This is a genomic window from Pyxidicoccus sp. M6 (assembly GCF_055568925.1).
The window spans coordinates 838828-855113 of sequence record NZ_CM145714.1 but is presented as its reverse complement, the minus strand read 5'-3'; the positions used below and the strand labels follow the sequence as shown (position 1 = coordinate 855113).

General features: G+C 68.7%; 13 protein-coding genes and 1 pseudogene. 8 read left to right on the top strand and 6 right to left on the bottom strand.

Translation table 11 applies throughout. The annotated features are described in order from the left end of the window. Positions 1-39: 39 nt before the first annotated feature. Complete coding sequence (locus ACVTJA_RS03630; RefSeq protein ID WP_465833798.1) at positions 40-966, bottom strand: NAD(P)/FAD-dependent oxidoreductase; 927 nt, start codon at positions 964-966, stop codon at positions 40-42. Between the two features lie 354 nt (positions 967-1320). Here ACVTJA_RS03630 and ACVTJA_RS03625 point away from each other — a divergent pair, with 354 nt between their 5' ends. Beyond that, positions 1321-2145 carry a hypothetical protein gene (locus ACVTJA_RS03625; protein WP_465833796.1) on the top strand — a complete coding sequence of 275 codons (825 nt, stop codon included), beginning with the start codon at positions 1321-1323 and terminating at the stop codon, positions 2143-2145. Positions 2146-2283: 138 nt separating this feature from the next. Further along, the gene (locus ACVTJA_RS03620) at positions 2284-3327 is read left to right on the top strand and encodes an LLM class flavin-dependent oxidoreductase (protein ID WP_465833795.1); all 1044 of its coding nucleotides are present in this window, start codon (positions 2284-2286) and stop codon (positions 3325-3327) included. 25 nt (positions 3328-3352) lie between these two features. On the opposite strand, the gene ACVTJA_RS03615 is transcribed toward ACVTJA_RS03620, so the two are convergent. Both ACVTJA_RS03615 and ACVTJA_RS03610 read right to left on the bottom strand, forming a co-directional pair. Continuing rightward, entirely contained in the window at positions 3353-3610 is a 258-nt protein-coding gene (locus ACVTJA_RS03615; protein ID WP_465833793.1) for a hypothetical protein, read from the bottom strand. Between the two features lie 103 nt (positions 3611-3713). Beyond that, positions 3714-6188, bottom strand: a complete 2475-nt coding sequence (locus ACVTJA_RS03610; RefSeq protein ID WP_465833791.1) for an efflux RND transporter permease subunit — start codon at positions 6186-6188, stop codon at positions 3714-3716. Positions 6189-6634: 446 nt separating this feature from the next. Between ACVTJA_RS03610 and ACVTJA_RS03605 the strand changes: the two genes are divergently transcribed. From ACVTJA_RS03605 to ACVTJA_RS03595, 3 genes are all read left to right on the top strand, one after another. Beyond that, complete coding sequence (locus tag ACVTJA_RS03605) at positions 6635-9121, top strand: efflux RND transporter permease subunit (RefSeq protein ID WP_465833789.1); 2487 nt, start codon at positions 6635-6637, stop codon at positions 9119-9121. A gap of 46 nt (positions 9122-9167) precedes the next feature. Beyond that, on the top strand, positions 9168-9641 hold the full coding sequence (locus ACVTJA_RS03600) for an Erp protein (RefSeq protein ID WP_465833787.1): 474 nt from the start codon (positions 9168-9170) through the stop codon (positions 9639-9641). 876 nt (positions 9642-10517) lie between these two features. Then, positions 10518-10703 (top strand): hypothetical protein, encoded by a 186-nt coding sequence (locus ACVTJA_RS03595; RefSeq protein ID WP_465833785.1) that lies wholly within the window; start codon positions 10518-10520, stop codon positions 10701-10703. Here ACVTJA_RS03595 and ACVTJA_RS03590 read toward each other — a convergent pair. Together ACVTJA_RS03590 and ACVTJA_RS03585 are read right to left on the bottom strand one after the other, a co-directional pair. Next, positions 10671-10901 (bottom strand): annotated as a pseudogene (locus ACVTJA_RS03590) (hypothetical protein); the annotation flags it as partial. The gene ACVTJA_RS03595 and the pseudogene ACVTJA_RS03590 overlap by 33 nt on opposite strands. Further along, a complete protein-coding gene (locus tag ACVTJA_RS03585) occupies positions 10901-12424 on the bottom strand; it encodes a hypothetical protein (protein ID WP_465833783.1) in 1524 nt (507 codons plus the stop codon). The pseudogene ACVTJA_RS03590 and the gene ACVTJA_RS03585, both read right to left, overlap by 1 nt. Positions 12425-12714: 290 nt before the next feature. Between ACVTJA_RS03585 and ACVTJA_RS03580 the strand changes: the two genes are divergently transcribed. The 3 genes from ACVTJA_RS03580 to ACVTJA_RS03570 all read left to right on the top strand — a co-directional run bounded on the left by ACVTJA_RS03580 (position 12715) and on the right by ACVTJA_RS03570 (position 15961). Beyond that, a complete protein-coding gene (locus ACVTJA_RS03580) occupies positions 12715-13428 on the top strand; it encodes an MOSC domain-containing protein (RefSeq protein ID WP_465833781.1) in 714 nt (237 codons plus the stop codon). A 160-nt stretch (positions 13429-13588) separates the two neighbouring features. Beyond that, the gene (locus ACVTJA_RS03575; protein WP_465833780.1) at positions 13589-14143 is read left to right on the top strand and encodes a hypothetical protein; all 555 of its coding nucleotides are present in this window, start codon (positions 13589-13591) and stop codon (positions 14141-14143) included. Positions 14144-14245: 102 nt separating this feature from the next. Next, positions 14246-15961: an NAD-dependent malic enzyme gene (locus ACVTJA_RS03570; protein WP_465833779.1), complete on the top strand. Its 1716-nt coding sequence runs from the start codon at positions 14246-14248 to the stop codon at positions 15959-15961. 76 nt (positions 15962-16037) lie between these two features. Here the strand turns inward: ACVTJA_RS03570 and ACVTJA_RS03565 are convergent, their stop codons facing one another. Next, entirely contained in the window at positions 16038-16250 is a 213-nt protein-coding gene (locus ACVTJA_RS03565) for a hypothetical protein (RefSeq protein WP_465833778.1), read from the bottom strand. Between the last annotated feature and the right edge of the window lie 36 nt (positions 16251-16286).

Here is a 16286-nt window from a genome sequence, read left to right as displayed (position 1 = left end):
CGGCATTCGTAGCCAGCCGCCGCGCGCAGCTCAACCACTTCACCCATGAGCGACGCCCGCGGCTTCCATGTTCATGGCGTGCGTCATCCTGTAGGCCGCCATCGCGCCCTGGGATGCGGCCACCAATGCGCCCTGCATCATCGTCGTGAGGTCACCACCCGCGTGGATGCCGGGGACGGACGTCTCCTGGCTCTCGTTCACCTTGACGAAGCCCATCTCATCCAGCGCGAGCCCCAGCCGCTGCACGAGCTCCACCTGCCGCTGCGGCGGCCGGGTGAAGATGAACTCGCGCGGCACCCGCGTGCCGTCCTCCAGCTCCACCGCCTCCAGCGCGTCTCCATACGCCGTGGGTACATAACGGCGGATGCGTCGCTCCTCGAGACGGACACCCGCCCGCTCCAGCTGCGCCCGCTTCTCCGCGGACACCGGAAAGGCGCCCTCGGTGAAGACCACCACGTCGCGCGTCCACCCCGTCACGAACAGGGTGAAGTCGAGCATCATCTCCGACGTGGCGAGCACACCCCACGCGCCGTCACGGATTTCCCAGCCGTGGCAGTAGGGACACTGGAAGATGGCCTTGCCCCACAGCTCCTTGTAGCCGGGCACGTCCGGCAGCACGTCCACCATGCCCGTGGCGAGCACCACGCGCCGCGTATCCACCGCCCTGCCGTCGTCCATGAGCACGCGGAAGCGAGGGCCGATGCGCTCGATGCCGGTGATGCGCACTCCGTCGCGTACTTCGACGTCGTAGGGCTTGAGCTGCTCGCGGCCGATGCGGCGGAACTCCTTCGGCGGAGTGCCGTCGTGGGTGACGAAGCCCTGGATGTGCTCGGCCGCCGCGTTGCGGGGCGGACCCGCGTCGCACAGGAGCACCTTCTTGCGCGCGCGGCCCAGTATCAGCGCCGCGCTCAGGCCCGCCGGGCCGCCACCCACAATCACCACGTCCACTACCTTCGTTGCGTCCATGTCGCGTCCGTCCTCCAAAGTCCCTTCGGGCGCTGGCCTGTCCGGCCCGCGTCCCGAAACGCCATGGAGCAATTGCTACGCGCGGGGAGTTCCTCGCGGGAGGGCGTGGCTTCGGGCGGAATCGGCGCATTCGCGGGTCCGGCCCCCATTGCGGCCTGAAGCCGCGGGGTAAGGGCCGGCACGGCGCGCGAGCGGGCCACGGGCAGGCCACGCGGCTCCACGGCCACGACCGCCCCTGCGCGCGAGGCCTCCATTCACGGCCGGACGGGCCGCGTGGCCTTCCAGCCACGGGGCGCCTTCCCTCGCATGGGAACAGCCCTTGCAACATCCGGGGACAGACGGCAGGAGGAAGCCATGCGCAACGCCCTGATGCTCGGACTCATGCTCGCCTCGCTCGGGGCCTCTGCTTCCGAGCAATGGACCGCCCCCTATTCCCTGGAGGACCAGCACGGCCGCACGTTCCGCGTCGTCTTCGGCGAGAAGGCGCCGAAGGACGTGAAGTCGCGGCTCGGCGTGATGACGCTCGTCGGGAAGAAGGGGCTCGCCACGGCCCGGCTCCAGAAGGTCGAGCCCGTCTGCGTCAACCTCTGTGAGGTGTCTGTGTGCCACGCCGTGGGCGTCTACAAGCAGGAGCCCGGCACCGGGGACGTCGGTGAGGGGCTCGCCGCCCTGCCGGGCCGCATCGAGGGGAAGCTGCTCGCTCCGGCCGCCATCTCGCCCGAGCCCGCGCCCACCGCGGGGCAGTGGGCCTCGAAGGAGTACCAGACGCCCGTCGGCGAACGGCAGCCCGCCAGTGCCGACAATCCGCCTCCACAGGCCTTCCGGTGGACGCCTCGCACGCAAGGGGCCGCCGTGCTGGAGGAGCGCGAGTTCGGCGCGGACTTCTACGCACCTCCCATCGAGCTCGCGCAGTGCCGCCAGGAGCGACAGCCCCCCTTCACCCGTCTCGTCTGCCCGTCCGCCTCGCTCCTGTACGCGAAGCAGCAGCTCCTCATCACCAGCGTCGACGACTACGGCAAGCCCAGCACCGAATGGGTCGCCACCCTCCAGGCCGGTGGGCAGGAGCTGTATCTCGTCCGGGTGGGGCTGAAGGCCCAGGTCGTCACCGGGTTGTTGTTCCAGGAGGGTGGCCGGTGGCGGCTGCTCGTCCGCCCGGCGGACTACTCGCTCCTCTGCTGAGCGCCCGCGGGGGGACTGCCGGGTGCCCATGTTCGCGGGAGACACCCCTTCCGGAACGGCGGGCAGTGCCTCCACAACGGCCAGCGCGCGGCCGTGACCGGTGTTAGAGAGCGGGCTCGAAGCCAAAAGGTAACGGCCATGATTCCTTTTTCCGTCCTCGACCTCTCTCCCATCCCCCAGGGCAGTGACGCCGGTCAGGCCCTCCGGAACACGCTGGACCTGGCGCGCCACGCGGAGAAATGGGGCTACCAGCGCTACTGGCTGGCCGAGCACCACAACATGACGGGCATCGCCAGCGCGGCGACGTCGGTGGTCATCTGCCACGTGGCCAGCGGCACCTCCACCATCCGCGTGGGCGCGGGCGGCGTCATGCTCCCCAACCACGCCCCGCTGGTCATCGCCGAGCAGTTCGGCACGCTGGAGTCCCTCTTTCCCGGCCGCATCGACCTGGGCCTCGGCCGCGCCCCGGGCACGGACCAGCGCACCGCGCGGGCCCTGCGCCGGGACTTGATGAGCAGCTCGGAGAACTTCCCCCAGGACGTCATGGAGCTGCAGGCCTGGTTCGAGCCCGCCACGCCCCAGCAGGCCGTGCGCGCGGTGCCGGGCGCGGGCCTGCGCGTGCCCATCTGGCTCCTCGGCTCCAGCCTCTTCAGCGCGCAGCTCGCGGCGGCGCTCGGCCTGCCCTTCGCCTTCGCGTCGCACTTCGCGCCGGACCACATGATGCAGGCGCTGCACCTCTACCGGACGCAGTTCAAGCCGTCCGCGCATCTGCAGAAGCCGTACGCCATGCTCGGCATCAACGTCTTCGCGGCGGACACGGACGCGGAGGCGCAGCGGCTGGTCACCTCGCTGCAGCAGGCCTTCATCAACCTGCACCGCGGCACGCCGGGTCCGCTCCAGCCGCCCGTGGACAGCATGGAGGGCCGCTGGACGGAGACGGAGCGCGCGTACCTGGAGCACATCTTCTCGTGCACCATCGTCGGCTCGCCCACCACGGTGCGCCGTGGACTGGAGGCCTTCATCCAGCGCACCGGCGCGGACGAGCTGATGATGTCGGGACAGATTTACGACCACGCCGCGCGGCTGCACTCGTTCGAAATCGCCGCGCGCATCCACGACGCCATGGCCATGGACGGCGCCTTCCAGCGGCCCGAGTCCAGCACGACGGCCGAGGCCCGCTAGACGCAACGGGCAGCCGGACCCGCCGCTACTGCCACCGGGTCGGCTGCATCGCCTCGGGGCGCCGGTTGTCCGTGGGCGTGAGCGCGTCCGCCTTGGAGCACTGACACACCTCGCAGCCGCGCTCGCGGTCCAGGGTACAGCTCTCGCCGGTGATGCACGTGAGGTCCCTCGACTCCGGGCACTTCACGTCGCCCGACTTGTCCTTCTTGTCCCCGTGGCTGCACGCGGACACGGCCGCCAGCAGCAGCACGCCCAGCCACCGCCGCCCGCCCTTCCGAATCATTCCCTGCGCCATGGCCCTACCTCGGTCTCACACAGGGCCGCCGCTTCGACCGCGGCGGCCTCACCGTGCTTCATAGCCAGGACCCGGGACTCCGGCCAGCGGCTCACGCCTCGGGAGCGGGCTGCTCGGGCGCTTCCGGCGTGGTGCCGTGACGGCGCCGCCAGCGCTCCACCATCAGCAGCAGCGACGGGAAGCCCAGCAGCACGATGACCAGGTTGATGCCGAACCCCAGGTTGGCCAAATCACCAATCGAGTTCAGCCCCGGGTGCTTCGCGAGAATCAGCGCCACGAAGCCGATGGCGCTCGTCAGCAGGCCGCCTGTGATTGCACGGCCCGTCTCGCCATACACGGAGATGAAGTCCGCGCCCGGCTCGCCCAGCCGCTGAATCAGGTGCACGCCCGCGTCCACCGTGGTGCCGATGAGCACCGGCAGCACCATGATGTTCAGGTAGTTGAACTGCAGACCCAGCACCGCCATCAGCCCCACCAGCCCCACGACGGACAGCAGCGTCGGCAGCATGCAGATGAGCGCCGAGCGCAGCTTGCCCAGCGTCAGCCACATCGCCGCGAGCACGCTCAGCACCGCCGCCACCAGGATGCGCGGGCCCTCGCGCGACACCATGTCCAGGATGTCCGCCAGGATGAGCGCCTCACCCGCCGCCGACACCTGGCTGCCGTCCGGCATCTGCAGGCCCCGCACTTCCTTCGCGAAGCGCCGCGTGCCCTCGCCGTCCGACAGGCTCACGCCGCCCGCGTACACCAGCACCACGCCGCCCGTGCTCCCATCCAGGCTCTCGAACTGGTGGCGCACGCTGGTGGGCAAATCCGCCTGCGTGAAGGGCTTCGCCCCCGCCATGTGCAGCGCGCGGGTCAGCGTGGCGCGCGTGTCCGCCGGCAGTCGCTCCGGGTCCAGCTTGCCCAGCTTGGACGCAATCGCCTGGAGCACCTGCTGCTTCTCCTCCTGCTGGCGCGGCACCAGGTCCTCCAGCGCGCCCACGAAGTCGATGGTGGAGTCCTTGCCCCGCGCCGCCTTGCGCGCCTCGAGCTGGCGCACCACCTCGCGCTCCATCTCCAGCGAGTCCGTCAGCACCACCACCGGCGTCTGCGAGTAGCCGAGGATGTGGTTCACCTTCTGGTCCAGCACCGCCGACGCCTGCTTGTAGTCCTCCAGCGAGCGCGAGTCGTAGTTGAACGACACCCGGTACGACTGCGACATCAGCACCAGCACGCCCGCGCCCACCACCAGCAGCACGCCCCGGTACGAGCGCGGCAGCCACCGCGCCAGCAGCCCCAGCGGACCCGCCGAGCTCTCGTGGATGCGCGGCGTCCAGCCGAAGCGCGCCGCCAGCCCCAGCAGCGCCGGCAGGATGAGCACGTACGAGAACACGCTCACCAGCATACCCACCGCGGCAATCACGCCGAACTCGCGGAACGCCCTGAACTCGGACATGGCCAGGCTGAGGAACGTCAGCGCCGCCACCAGCGCGGAGATGAGCGCCGAGAAGCCCGTGTGCCGGAAGGACTCCTGCACCGCCGCCTCGGAGTTCATGCCCTCCGCGCGCAGCGTGCCGTAGCGCCCCAGCAGGTGGATGCCGTGCTCCACGCCCAGGCCGCCCAGCACCGCCGCGAGAAAGCCCGTCAGCAGATTCACCTGCCCGTACGCCAGGCCCACGTAGCCGTAGGTCCACGCCAGGCCCGCCATCACCGGCAGCATGGTGAGGCCCACCGCCAGCGCGCTGCGGAAGTGGAAGGCCAGGTAGAGCAGCAGCAGCACCATGGCCAACGTGGACGCGCTCGCCAGGTCGCTGACGATGACGCGCTGCTGGTCAATCTTCTTCTTGAAGGTGCCCGTCACCGCCGTCTTGAAGCCCGGCCCGTACTTGGACAGGTCCTGCTTCGCCAGGAAGTCCTCCACCTGGGTGACGACCTTCTTGGAGTAGTCCAGGTCCGCGGCGCTGCCCTTGGGCTTCGCCATCAGCACCACCATGCGCTCCGTCGTGTCCAGGTAGTACAACTCTCCCTGGCCGGAGAGGCGCTGGTTGGCGCGGCCGGTGTACTTCTGCTCGATGTCGGAGAAGTCCACGGACGGCGGAGGCGAGTCATCCAGCCGCACGAAGAGCGGGTTGGCCTGCTCCTTCTCCCACGTGATGCGCGCGTCGATGCGCTCCTGGATGGTCTTCAGGTCCGGGAGGTCCACGTAGTACAGCGCGTGCTCGTTGAAGAAGGCGCTGGGCCGCTGGAACGACACGTAGCGGATCTCCGACAGCTCACCCAGCTTCGGAGCCATGTCATCCGCGAAGCGCTTGAGGGCCTCGGGCTCCGCGCCCATGCCCACCACCACCACGTTGCCCTGACCACCGAAGCGCTTGCGCAGCTTGTCGATGTCCTGCACGGACGGGAAGTTCTTCGGCAGGAGCCCCACGAAGTCCGCATTCAGGGACAGCGTCCGCGCGAAGAAGAGGCCCGCAACAGTCAGAACCAGCGTCAAAAGCAGGGCCTGGAAAGGCCGCCGGTGGTTCCGTGCGGCCAGGCGACCAATCGTCCCCTCGAACCGCTCCGACCAACGCTTCTCATCCATGTTGCGACACCCGCTGTGTTGACTGGGCGAAACGCCACCCACCTTGGGCACGCGCAAACCGTCCAGTCAACGCGTTTATGCCGGAAGGCGGAAAGTTAGGAAACGAATTACCGGCCCTGTCTAACAAGGGCTCCGCGCGGATGCCCGACTGTCCATCCGGCATCTTTCAGACGGGTGCATGCCTCCCTTGAGACGGCCGAATCCGGCCCATGGGCAGGGCCCGTGCCGCCCACCCGGGGAGCGGACAGGCAGCCGACGCCAGACTGCAACGCCTCCCGGTGATGGGCACGTTGCCCCCCGACATGGGGTCCGCTCCAGCGGGCACCCGGGGGAGGGGAAGCCGCACCGTCCTCCGTGCCACCGGGTGGGCCGGTGGCCCGGCCGGCGGGCCCTGGCGAGCGATGGAATCCGACTCGACGACGCCTACTCAGGGGGAGCGGAAGTGGATGGTGCGTGTGGAGCGCACCGTCGGCGCAGTCGCCGCCTACAACCACCGGCGCCCGGCGCTGGCCCTGCTCGTGGCGGTGGCGCTGGCCGCGGTGAGCGGCGTCTTCGCGCTCAAGCTCCACCTCAACTCCAACCTGGCGGACCTGCTGCCGAAGTCGTTCGAGAGCGTGCAGGACCTGCACACGCTGGAGCAGCGCTTCGGTGCGCTCGGCTGGGTGGCGGTGGTGGGCGAGGGAGGCGACGCCGAGTCCCTCCAGCGCTTCGCGGACGAGCTGGCGCCGAAGTTGGAGGCGCTGCCCGGCATCCGCTTCGTGGAGGTGAAGCGCCCCAGCGCCTTCTTCCGCGACAGGGCGCTCTACTTCCTGTCTGAAGAAGACCTGAAGGAGGTCGAGCGCCGGCTGGAGGCGCGCATCACCTACGAGAAGCAGCGCGCCAACCCGCTCTTCGTGGACCTGCTGGGCGAGGAGCCTCCGTCGCTGGACTTCTCCGACCTGGAGAAGAAGTACGGCGGAAGCGCCGGGCAGCGGCTGTCCTCCAACACGGGGGACTACTACCTGGACCCTCGAGCGCGCCGCGTGGTGCTGCTGGCCAAGCCGGACACCTCCTCCGCGGACCTCGCGTACTCGCGCCGCCTCATCGGCGAGGTGCGCGAGGTGCTGAACGCGCAGGACCTGTCGAGGTACGGCAAGGACTTCCGCGTCGACATCACCGGCACGTTCCAGAAGAAAATCGACCAGCAGGCGCAGATTACGCGCGACATCGCGGTGTCGTCCGCGGTGGCCACGACGCTGATGCTGCTGTACCTGCTCTTCCACTTCCGCAGCGCGCTCGCGGTGGGGCTGGTGCTGGCACCGGTGGGCGTGGGCCTCGCGTGGACGTACGGGCTCGTCGCGGGGGTGTACGGGCAGGTCAATCTGCTCACCGGCTTCCTCGGAGCGATTCTGGGCGGCCTCGGCATCGAGCACGGCATCCACCTGCTCGGGCGCTACCTGCACCTGCGCAACGAGGGCGAGTCCTCGGAAGCGGCCACGCGCGAGGCCTTCACACATACGGGCGGCGCGGCGCTGGTGTCCGCGCTGGTGGCGGCGCTGACGTTCTTCGTGCTGGGCACCTCGCGCTTCCGAGCGTTCCGTGAGTTCGGCGTCATCGCCGGCGTGGGCATGCTGGTGCTCGTCGCGGCCTACGTGCTGGTGCTGCCCGCGCTGATGGGCCTGGCCGCGCGCTGGAAGTGGCGGCCCAGGCTCGCGGCGGCGGCGCCGCGCCACTCCCCCCTGGGGCGGGTGCTGGTGCGGCACCGCGTGGTCATCACCGCCGTGTCGGGCGTGCTGCTGGCGGCGCTGCTGACGCAGGTGCCCCGGCTGCGATTCGACTTCGACTTCCAATCACTGTGGGACGAGGACCTTCCCTCCTTCGTGCTGGACCGCGAGGTGAACCGCATCATCGGCTACTCGCAGACGCCGCTGGTGGTGCTCACCGACACGCCCCAGCAGGAGCAGGCCATGGTGCACGCGCTCCAGGAGGCGCAGCGCGAGCATGGCAAGGACTCCACCATCGACTTCGTGGCCTCGCTGTCGTCGCTCGTCCCGCCGGACCAGCAGGCGAAGCAGGCCGTGCTCCAACGGCTGACGGAGCTGCTCCAGGACGTGCCCGAGGAGCGCCTGTCGCCGCAGCAGCGCGAGCAGCTCGCGGAGTTGCGCCGCGCGTCCCAGGCACGGCCCTTCACGCAGGAGGATTTGCCCGCCAGTGTGCGGCAGCAGTTCCTGAGCCGGCAGGGCGGCGCGAGCGGCTTCGTCATGGTGTACCCGTCGGTGAGCCTGTCGGACGGGAAGGCCATCCGCGCGCTGGCGCGCGAGGTGCGCGCCGTGGACCCCGAGGGCGCCCGGCGCAGCCCCATCGCCGGCGAGGCGATGGTGCTGGCGGACATCATCGACATGGTGACGCGGGAGGGGCCGCTCATCCTCGGCGGCGCGACGCTGGCGGTGCTGCTGGCCATGTGGGCCACGCTGGGCGGACTGCGCATGGCGGTGCTGTGCCTGCTGCCCACGGTGGTGTCGCTGCTTGCGCTGCTGGGGGTGATGCCGCTGCTGGGCGCGAAGTTCAACTACCTCAACATCCTCGTGATGCCGGTGCTCATCGGCACCACGGTGGACGCGGGCGTGCACCTGCTCACGCGCCTGTCGTCGCCGGGCAGTGACTTCGTGGCTGTCTATTCGGAGACGGGACGGGCCATCTGCGGGGGCCTGCTGACGAGCGCCATGGGCTTCGGCGCCCTCTTCCTCGCGGACCATCCCGGCCTCAACTCCATTGGCGCGCTGGCCAACCTGGGCTTCGCCACCAACCTGCTCATCATGCTGGTGGCCTTCCCGGCGCTGCTGCTGGTGCTCTCCGAGCGCAGGCTGCGGCGCCACCGCGCGCGCCGGGCGCAGGAGAAGGAATCCGCGGTGGCGGGGCCTCCGGGCTCGAAGCCCGCCACGCACACGCGCTGAAACGGATGAAGGACTGAAGGTCGCACACGCACGAAGGGAGGCAGCAATGGTGAAGCACACGAAGCGGGGTGGGTTGTGGGCGGGTGCGCTGGCGGGCACCCTGGTGCTGGGCACTGCGTGCAGCGCGACGGAGGCGCCGGTGACGCTGGCGCAGGCGACGCCGGGCACGGGCACTGGCACGAGCACGGGGACCGGCACTGGCGGCTCCGGCACGGGCACCACCGGCACCACGACGCAGGACCCCAACACGGGCACGTCGACGGGGAGCACGACGGCTCCGGGCACGACGGGGACGGGGACGGGCTACACCACGCCGCCGGGCACCAGCACGACGGCCCCGGGCTCGACGGGGACGGGCATGGGCGGCTCGGGCACGTCGATGACGGGCACGGACGCGGGCGTGGGCACGGGCGGCTCCGGCTACACCACGCCCGGGGTGAGCCCGAACTCCACGGGCAGCACCGGCACGTTCCAGCCTCCGGCGGGCGGCTCCGTGCTCGACGGCGGCACGGGCTTCTAGCGTAGCGAGGCGGCGCTCCGAGAGCGGGCTTCGGGGCGCCGCCGCATCCAGCACCATCGCGGCTGCCCGGAACAATCTCCCATCCACGCTCACCGTCACCGGCCTGCGTGGACGCCTGCCCTTTCTGTCAGGGGCTGGCCACCGTTGGACGCTCGAACAATCCCGCTTGGGCCGAGAGGGCAATACCAGCGGGAGGATGAGGTCCGAACGACAATGCAACACAAGCCGCCGCACCAGGCCCTGATGGGTGCGCAACACGGCCCCACCCGCCCCCGTCACGACGGACCAGCCTGCTGAAGGCTCTGACGTCAGGGCAAGCCTACTCACGAAGCGCCGCAGGGGGTCGAGCCCCGCAGTCTGGGGAGGCGGGTTCCTTCCCCTGTCGAACCGCGTCACCAAAGCGAGTTCCACCGGCCTCGTCTTTCCGTGCTGAGCCCAGGCCTCCTCACAGAAGGCTCCTTCCGACCCGTGGTGGGAAACCTTGACGATGCGCAAGTCTTGAACCAGGCGCAGTCCCCCATCCTCCAGGTCTTCATCCTCGGCCAGATTGGCGAGAACAGCCTTCCAGCCTCGATGACTCGCGCTTGGACTCTCGACGTCTCCCCCCAGCAGGACGCCCACCTGATTCCACCAGATGACGAGGGCCAACGAGAGTTCATTGCCCCGCTCCATGAACCGGCGTGTCTCCTCGACAGTGAGCCGACCTCCACGCTGGAGCCGCCGGATGAACTCCGAAAGAGACTCGAACCAGGACGCCTTCTCCGCAGAGCAGGGTGCGATGCAATGCACTTGATAGGGCGCATCCCTGGGCCACCACCGCCGGCCGTAGGAGACCTCCTCGCCCTTGACAGACCTCATCAAAGGAGCCATCGCGTCATGCGCTTTCATCATCTCTGGGAAGCGCGGGTCAGGCGCTGCCTTCTCAAGCAAATTGAGCAACTCCCTCATGGTTTGGAAGGCAGGGTAGCGCCACAGCTTGAGTACCTGCAGGCGTTGAAGCAGTTCGGGAAGCCCCCTGTAGTGATCAAGGTCAGGGTGGGTGACGACAAGCAAATCGATTGACGTGACACCGAAGTGGCAGAGCAACTCAAGGGGCAGGTTGACCCCGTTGAGCACACAGCAATCCACGACCAACCACTTCCCATCCGGCAGAGCCAGAACCTGCGACTCACCATAACCGGGACCAAAAACGTAGACCGTGAGCGCTCCGGGCTGAGGAGCTGGCAATCCCGCAAAGAGAGCCGCGTGGGCTGAAGCCATCAGAAGAGTTCCCGGAGTTCGGGAAGGCGCATCAGGTCCTCCGCCCTGCATTCATCAATCAGAGCATGGCGCTGATGGAACTCCATGGGCTCGAGCACGGGCTTGGAAAAGAACGAGAGCGCCATGGGCCCCATGCCACGAAAACGCCGGAGGTACCGCTTGAAGTCCGTGTTGACGCGCTCCCCCATGCGCACACGGAATCCCAGTTCACGCCCTTTGTAGAGGGGATTGTCCGGGTCGAGCTTGCTCGCTCGCATATATGCGTTCCGGATTTCCTGGCGGACGCCGGGGGGGATTTCTCTACCTTCATATGAGTAGGCCAGGTTGAATCCGAGATACTCCCAAGCGTAGGCATCGTCGGCATCGAACTCATTGACAATGATTCGATAGACATCTGCAGCCTGCTGATGCTGATTTTCGTTCTTACTCAAGTTGAAGGCAATCTGCCGCAGATCGGCGCCATAGTACCGGGCGCTGGCATGAGCAAGCTGAGGGTCCATACTCTCAACCGCATGGTGATGTATCTCCACGCCCTCGCTGACGTCTGCGGGCTCACGGGAAGCAAGCCAGCGATGTTCTTCGATTAGACGCTCGGCATGGGTGATGGCGGCGCGGGCAAGCAGAAAGCGCCGAAGCACATTCGCCATCAAGAACCGAAGCTGCTGACCTTTCCCCGTGAACACGTCAACCCAACGATTCTCGACCAACTCCCGCACGGCGGCACGAGGAATCCCAGCGGGCCCTGCCTCCAGAACCGACGTGACGTCGTCACGCTGTTCAAATGGACCTGCGACTCCGTTCCAATGCTGAGGGCCTCTGAGCAAGGCCAGACGCTTGGCCGCATCGATGGCATCGGGGCTGAGCGCGTCGTATGCCATCTCCAGCACAAGATCGTCGATCTGGAGTGCAGTGGAGGCTTCCAACATGCGCGCAGCCTCTCGTGCATGCAGTCTCCCACGACTGACAAGGACCTGAAGAAGAGGCCGCACCGCTGCGGATACGGGCTGCAACGCCGCATCAAGACGACGCGCATCCGCGGTTGCTGAAAATGGTTGAGGTCGCGGCGTCTCCGCAACGATGCCATCCCGGCTATCAAGCTTGCTCGTAGTCCATGGACGCGGCTCCTGGCGGACCAACTGCCAGCCCCCCTCGGCGAAGGAATCCAGGAGCAGGCTAAAGAACTCCGACCGCTCGCGCAGGAAGGTCGCATCATCCCATCGATCATCGGGTAACACCTCGCCGATATCGAGGGCATCCGGGTCCACCAGGCAGACAAAGTGCGCGGCCGCGCGAGCTTGCGCCTCTCGAAGCAGGTTCTGAAATGCCTTCTTCCTCTTGAGCCACGGTGTGCCACGGGCCAAGCACACTTCGACGAGGCCCGGCTCCACCTTCGCACTGAGCTGCGCGGCAAGTAGGACCGTCAGACGCAGATGGTCGTCCAGGTCGCCATAGGCCATGACCATGGGCAGGTCGGTGAGGCCCTCGAGGGACGATACAGTCAGGACGTGCGATTCGGTCGGCATGATGACTCGAAGAAAACCACGGGTCCGTGGATGCGCCGGACGCTAGCAGCATCCATGCCCAAAAGAATCATGCTGGTGGGGTTGCCTGGCCAGGAACAGAACCTCAAGCCCCTGTCGTGACGTCCCACTCTGGTGCCCTGTTCACTCGTTCTTCCGGTCATGTCGGGCAGATGACGCAGAGATGTGTATGAACGGCTTGGCGCGTGGCCCCCCAATGCGTCTGCAAGTCCACTACGGAAGACCTCCGCACCGCTGGACACCCGCGCTCGCGCCTGCTTTGTCCCGCGGGCATGAACGCCACCCCGCCCCGCATCCTCTCGCTGCGCGTGGGCCTGCCCCGCGAGCTGGGCACGGCCGGCGCCGCGTCGCCCATGGAGCGGCCGTGGACGAGCGCCATCTTCAAGGACGCCGTGCCTGGCCCGCTCTGGCTCTCGCGCACGGGACTCGCTGGAGACGGCCAGGCGGACCTCAAGGTCCACGGCGGCCTGGAGAAGGCCGTGCTCGCCTACGCCGCCTCGCACTACGACTTCTGGCGCGAGCGCCTGGAGCGCGCCGACGTGGGCGCGGGTGCCTTCGGTGAGAACTGGGTCCTCTCCGGCGGCGCGGAGGACACGGTCTGCATCGGCGACGTGCTGCGCGTGGGCGGCGCCCGCGTGCAGGTGTCCCAGCCGCGCCAGCCCTGCTGGAAGCCCGCGCGCCGATGGGGACGCAAGGACTTGTCGCTCCTCATCCAGGAGACGGGCCGCACCGGCTGGTACTTCCGCGTCCTCGAAGAAGGCCCCGTGCGGGAGGGCGACGCCCTGGAGCTCCTCGAGCGCCCCTACCCCGCCTTCACCGTCGCCTTCGCCAACCACGCCATGCACGTGCACACGCCGGACGCCGCCGCCGCGCTCGCCGAGTGCGAGGCCCTGGCCCCCGGCTGGCGCGAGTCCCTGCGCCGCCGCGCTCGAGGCACCCGCGGTGATGACCGCCCCCGGCTGGAGGGCCCCAACTCCGGTACCTGATAGACGAAGCCGACCCGGCAAGTCGTCCCCGGGTTTTCTTCCCAGTGACGCCCGAAGAGCAGGCAGCCGGAGAAGCGGCCCCTGCACACCCGGATTTGGCTGCTCACGTTCCCGACCAGCAGCAGCCAGGAATCCTCAACCCCTCACTGGGAGAAACCACATGAAGTTCCTCAAGACGAAGCTCGTCCTCGCGTCCCTCTCCGCCGGCCTCCTCGCGCTGGGTACCGGCTGCAAGTCGGACTCGGGCGCCACACGCGAGCCCAGCACCACCGGCACGGACACCACGACGGGCACTGACACCAGCGGCACCAGCACGGGCACCACGGGAGGTGACACCACCGGCACGGGTACCGGGACCACCACCGACCCGGGCACCGGCGGCACGGGCATGGATGAGCCGAGCATGAGCCCCGACACGGGCTCCACCACGGACCCGGGCACGGGCAGCACCGGCTCCGGCAGTGACATCAACTCCGGCTCCACCACGGACCCGGGCACGGGCGGCTCCAGCACCACGGGCTCCGACCCCACCCTGGACCCGGGCACGGGCGGCTCCGGCGCCGGTGACATGAGCGGCGACATCGACACCAGCGACGACACCCCCCTGTCCCCGGACGACTCGCGCGGCAGCAGCGGCATGACGTCGCCGGACACCGGCTCGGACTCGTCCACCGGCACCACCACCCCGGCGCCGGACTCCAACATGAAGAAGTAATCGCGTACCGGACCGCGAGAACATGAAGCAGTGGACGATGCCCGCGCACGCCCTCGCGCGGGCATCGCCATTTCGGCGGACCGTCGTTATGGAAGCTGGCCCATGAAGCAATACGAGAAGAAGTACGACGCCGATGGCCGCCCATACCTGGAGACGTCCCTCCCGGGGCTGCTGCTCACGCGACTGCCGCTGCTCAACAAGGTCACCTCCTTCACCCGCGAGGAGCGCGAGGAGTTCGGCCTGCTGGGCCTGCTGCCCACGCACGTGTCCTCGCTGGAGGAGCAGGTGACGCGCGCGTACGCCAACTTCAAGTCCTTCAAGACGGACCTGGAGAAGCACGTCTTCCTGCGCGCGCTGCAGGACCGCAGCGAGGTGCTCTTCTACGCGCTGCTCGACGCCCACATCCAGGAGATGATGCCCATCATCTACACGCCCACGGTGGCGCAGGCGGTGGAGCAGTTCAGCCGCATCTACCGCTTCCCACGCGGGCTCGTCGTCAACCCGGAGAACATCGACCGCATCGACTCGCTGCTGGAGGAGACGCCCTTCCCGGACGTGCAGCTCATCGTCGCCACGGACAACGAGGGCATCCTCGGCATCGGCGACCAGGGCTTCGGCGGCCTGGCCATCTGCATCGGCAAGCTGTCGCTGTACACGGCGGCCGCGGGCATCGACCCCGCGGTGACGCTGCCCGTGGAGCTGGACGTGGGCACGAACCGGCAGGACCTGCTGGATGACCCGCTGTACCTCGGCGTGCGGATGAAGCGCCTGGAGGGCCAGGCCTACGACGACTTCATCCACCGCTTCGTCACCGCGCTCCAGCGCCGCTTCCCGCGCGTGCTGTTGCAGTGGGAGGACTTCAGCAAGCAGAAGGCCTTCGACGTGCTGGAGCGCTACCGGGACGTGCTGCCCTCGCTCAATGACGACATCCAGGGCACGGGCGCGGTGGTGCTCGCGGGGCTGCTCGCGGCGTCGAAGCGCAGCCAGCAGCCGCTGACGCAGCAGACCTTCGTCATCCACGGCGCGGGCGCGGGAGGCGTCGGCGTGGCGCGGCAGATTGTGCGCGGGCTGCAGTTGCAGGGCCTGAGCGTGGAGGCCGCGCGCGAGCGCATCTTCCTCATCGACTCCAAGGGGCTCATCCTCAAGGACCGCAAGGGCATGGAGCCCTACAAGCGCGAGCTGGCGCAGGAGCCCTCACGCGTCGCGGGCTGGAAGCTTCAGGGCGCCATTCCCTCGCTGCTGGAGACGGTGCGCGAGGCGAAGGTGACGGTGCTGCTCGGCCTGTCCGGCCAGCGCGGCGCGTTCGGCGAAGAGGTGGTCCGCGAGGTGGCGAAGAACACGCCGTATCCGGTGGTCTTCGCCCTGTCGAACCCCACGGCCAACAGCGAGGCCATTCCGGCGGACGTGTATCGCTGGACGGAGGGCAAGGCGCTGGTGGCCACGGGCAGCCCGTTCGACGACGTGGAGTTCAACGGCACGGTGTACCCGGTGGGCCAGGGCAACAACGCGTTCGTCTTCCCGGGCCTGGGGCTGGGCGTGCTCACCTGCCGCGCGAAGCGGGTGACGGATGGGATGCTCACCGCCGCGGCGCTCGCGCTGAGCGAGTTCGTGGACGCGCAGCGGCTGGCGCAGGGGGCGCTCTACCCGCGCATGGACCGCATCCACACCGCGAGCAAGCAGGTGGCCATCGCCGTCATCCGGCAGGCGGTGAAGGAAGGCGTCTGCGGAGAAGAGCTCCCGGAGGACCTGGAGGCACACCTGGAGAAGCGGATGTGGAAGCCCGTCTTCCTGCCCATCCGCAAGGCGAAGGGCGGCTGAAACAACTCCGCTCCCCACCCCGCCCGCATGGGACGTGGTGGAGAGCGGCGGCCCTCACACAGGGTTCAACGCGCGCTCACTGCACGCTGGTGCCGGGGTACGGGCGCGGCGTGCCCACGGGCTCGATGATGTGCGAGTCCCCACCGGCCCCGGGGCCATTGCCGGGACCGCCATCCGGTTGCATCGGCGGCGGGCCGTGATGCGGAGGGTGCTCCTCGGTGCCGGCGCTGCGGTCCGGCGCGGTGGGCAGGGCTTCCGGTGGGATGTGCAGGACGTCCTTCTTGCTCATGGCGGCCTCCTTCCCCCCAAGCTGTGTGCCCCTACG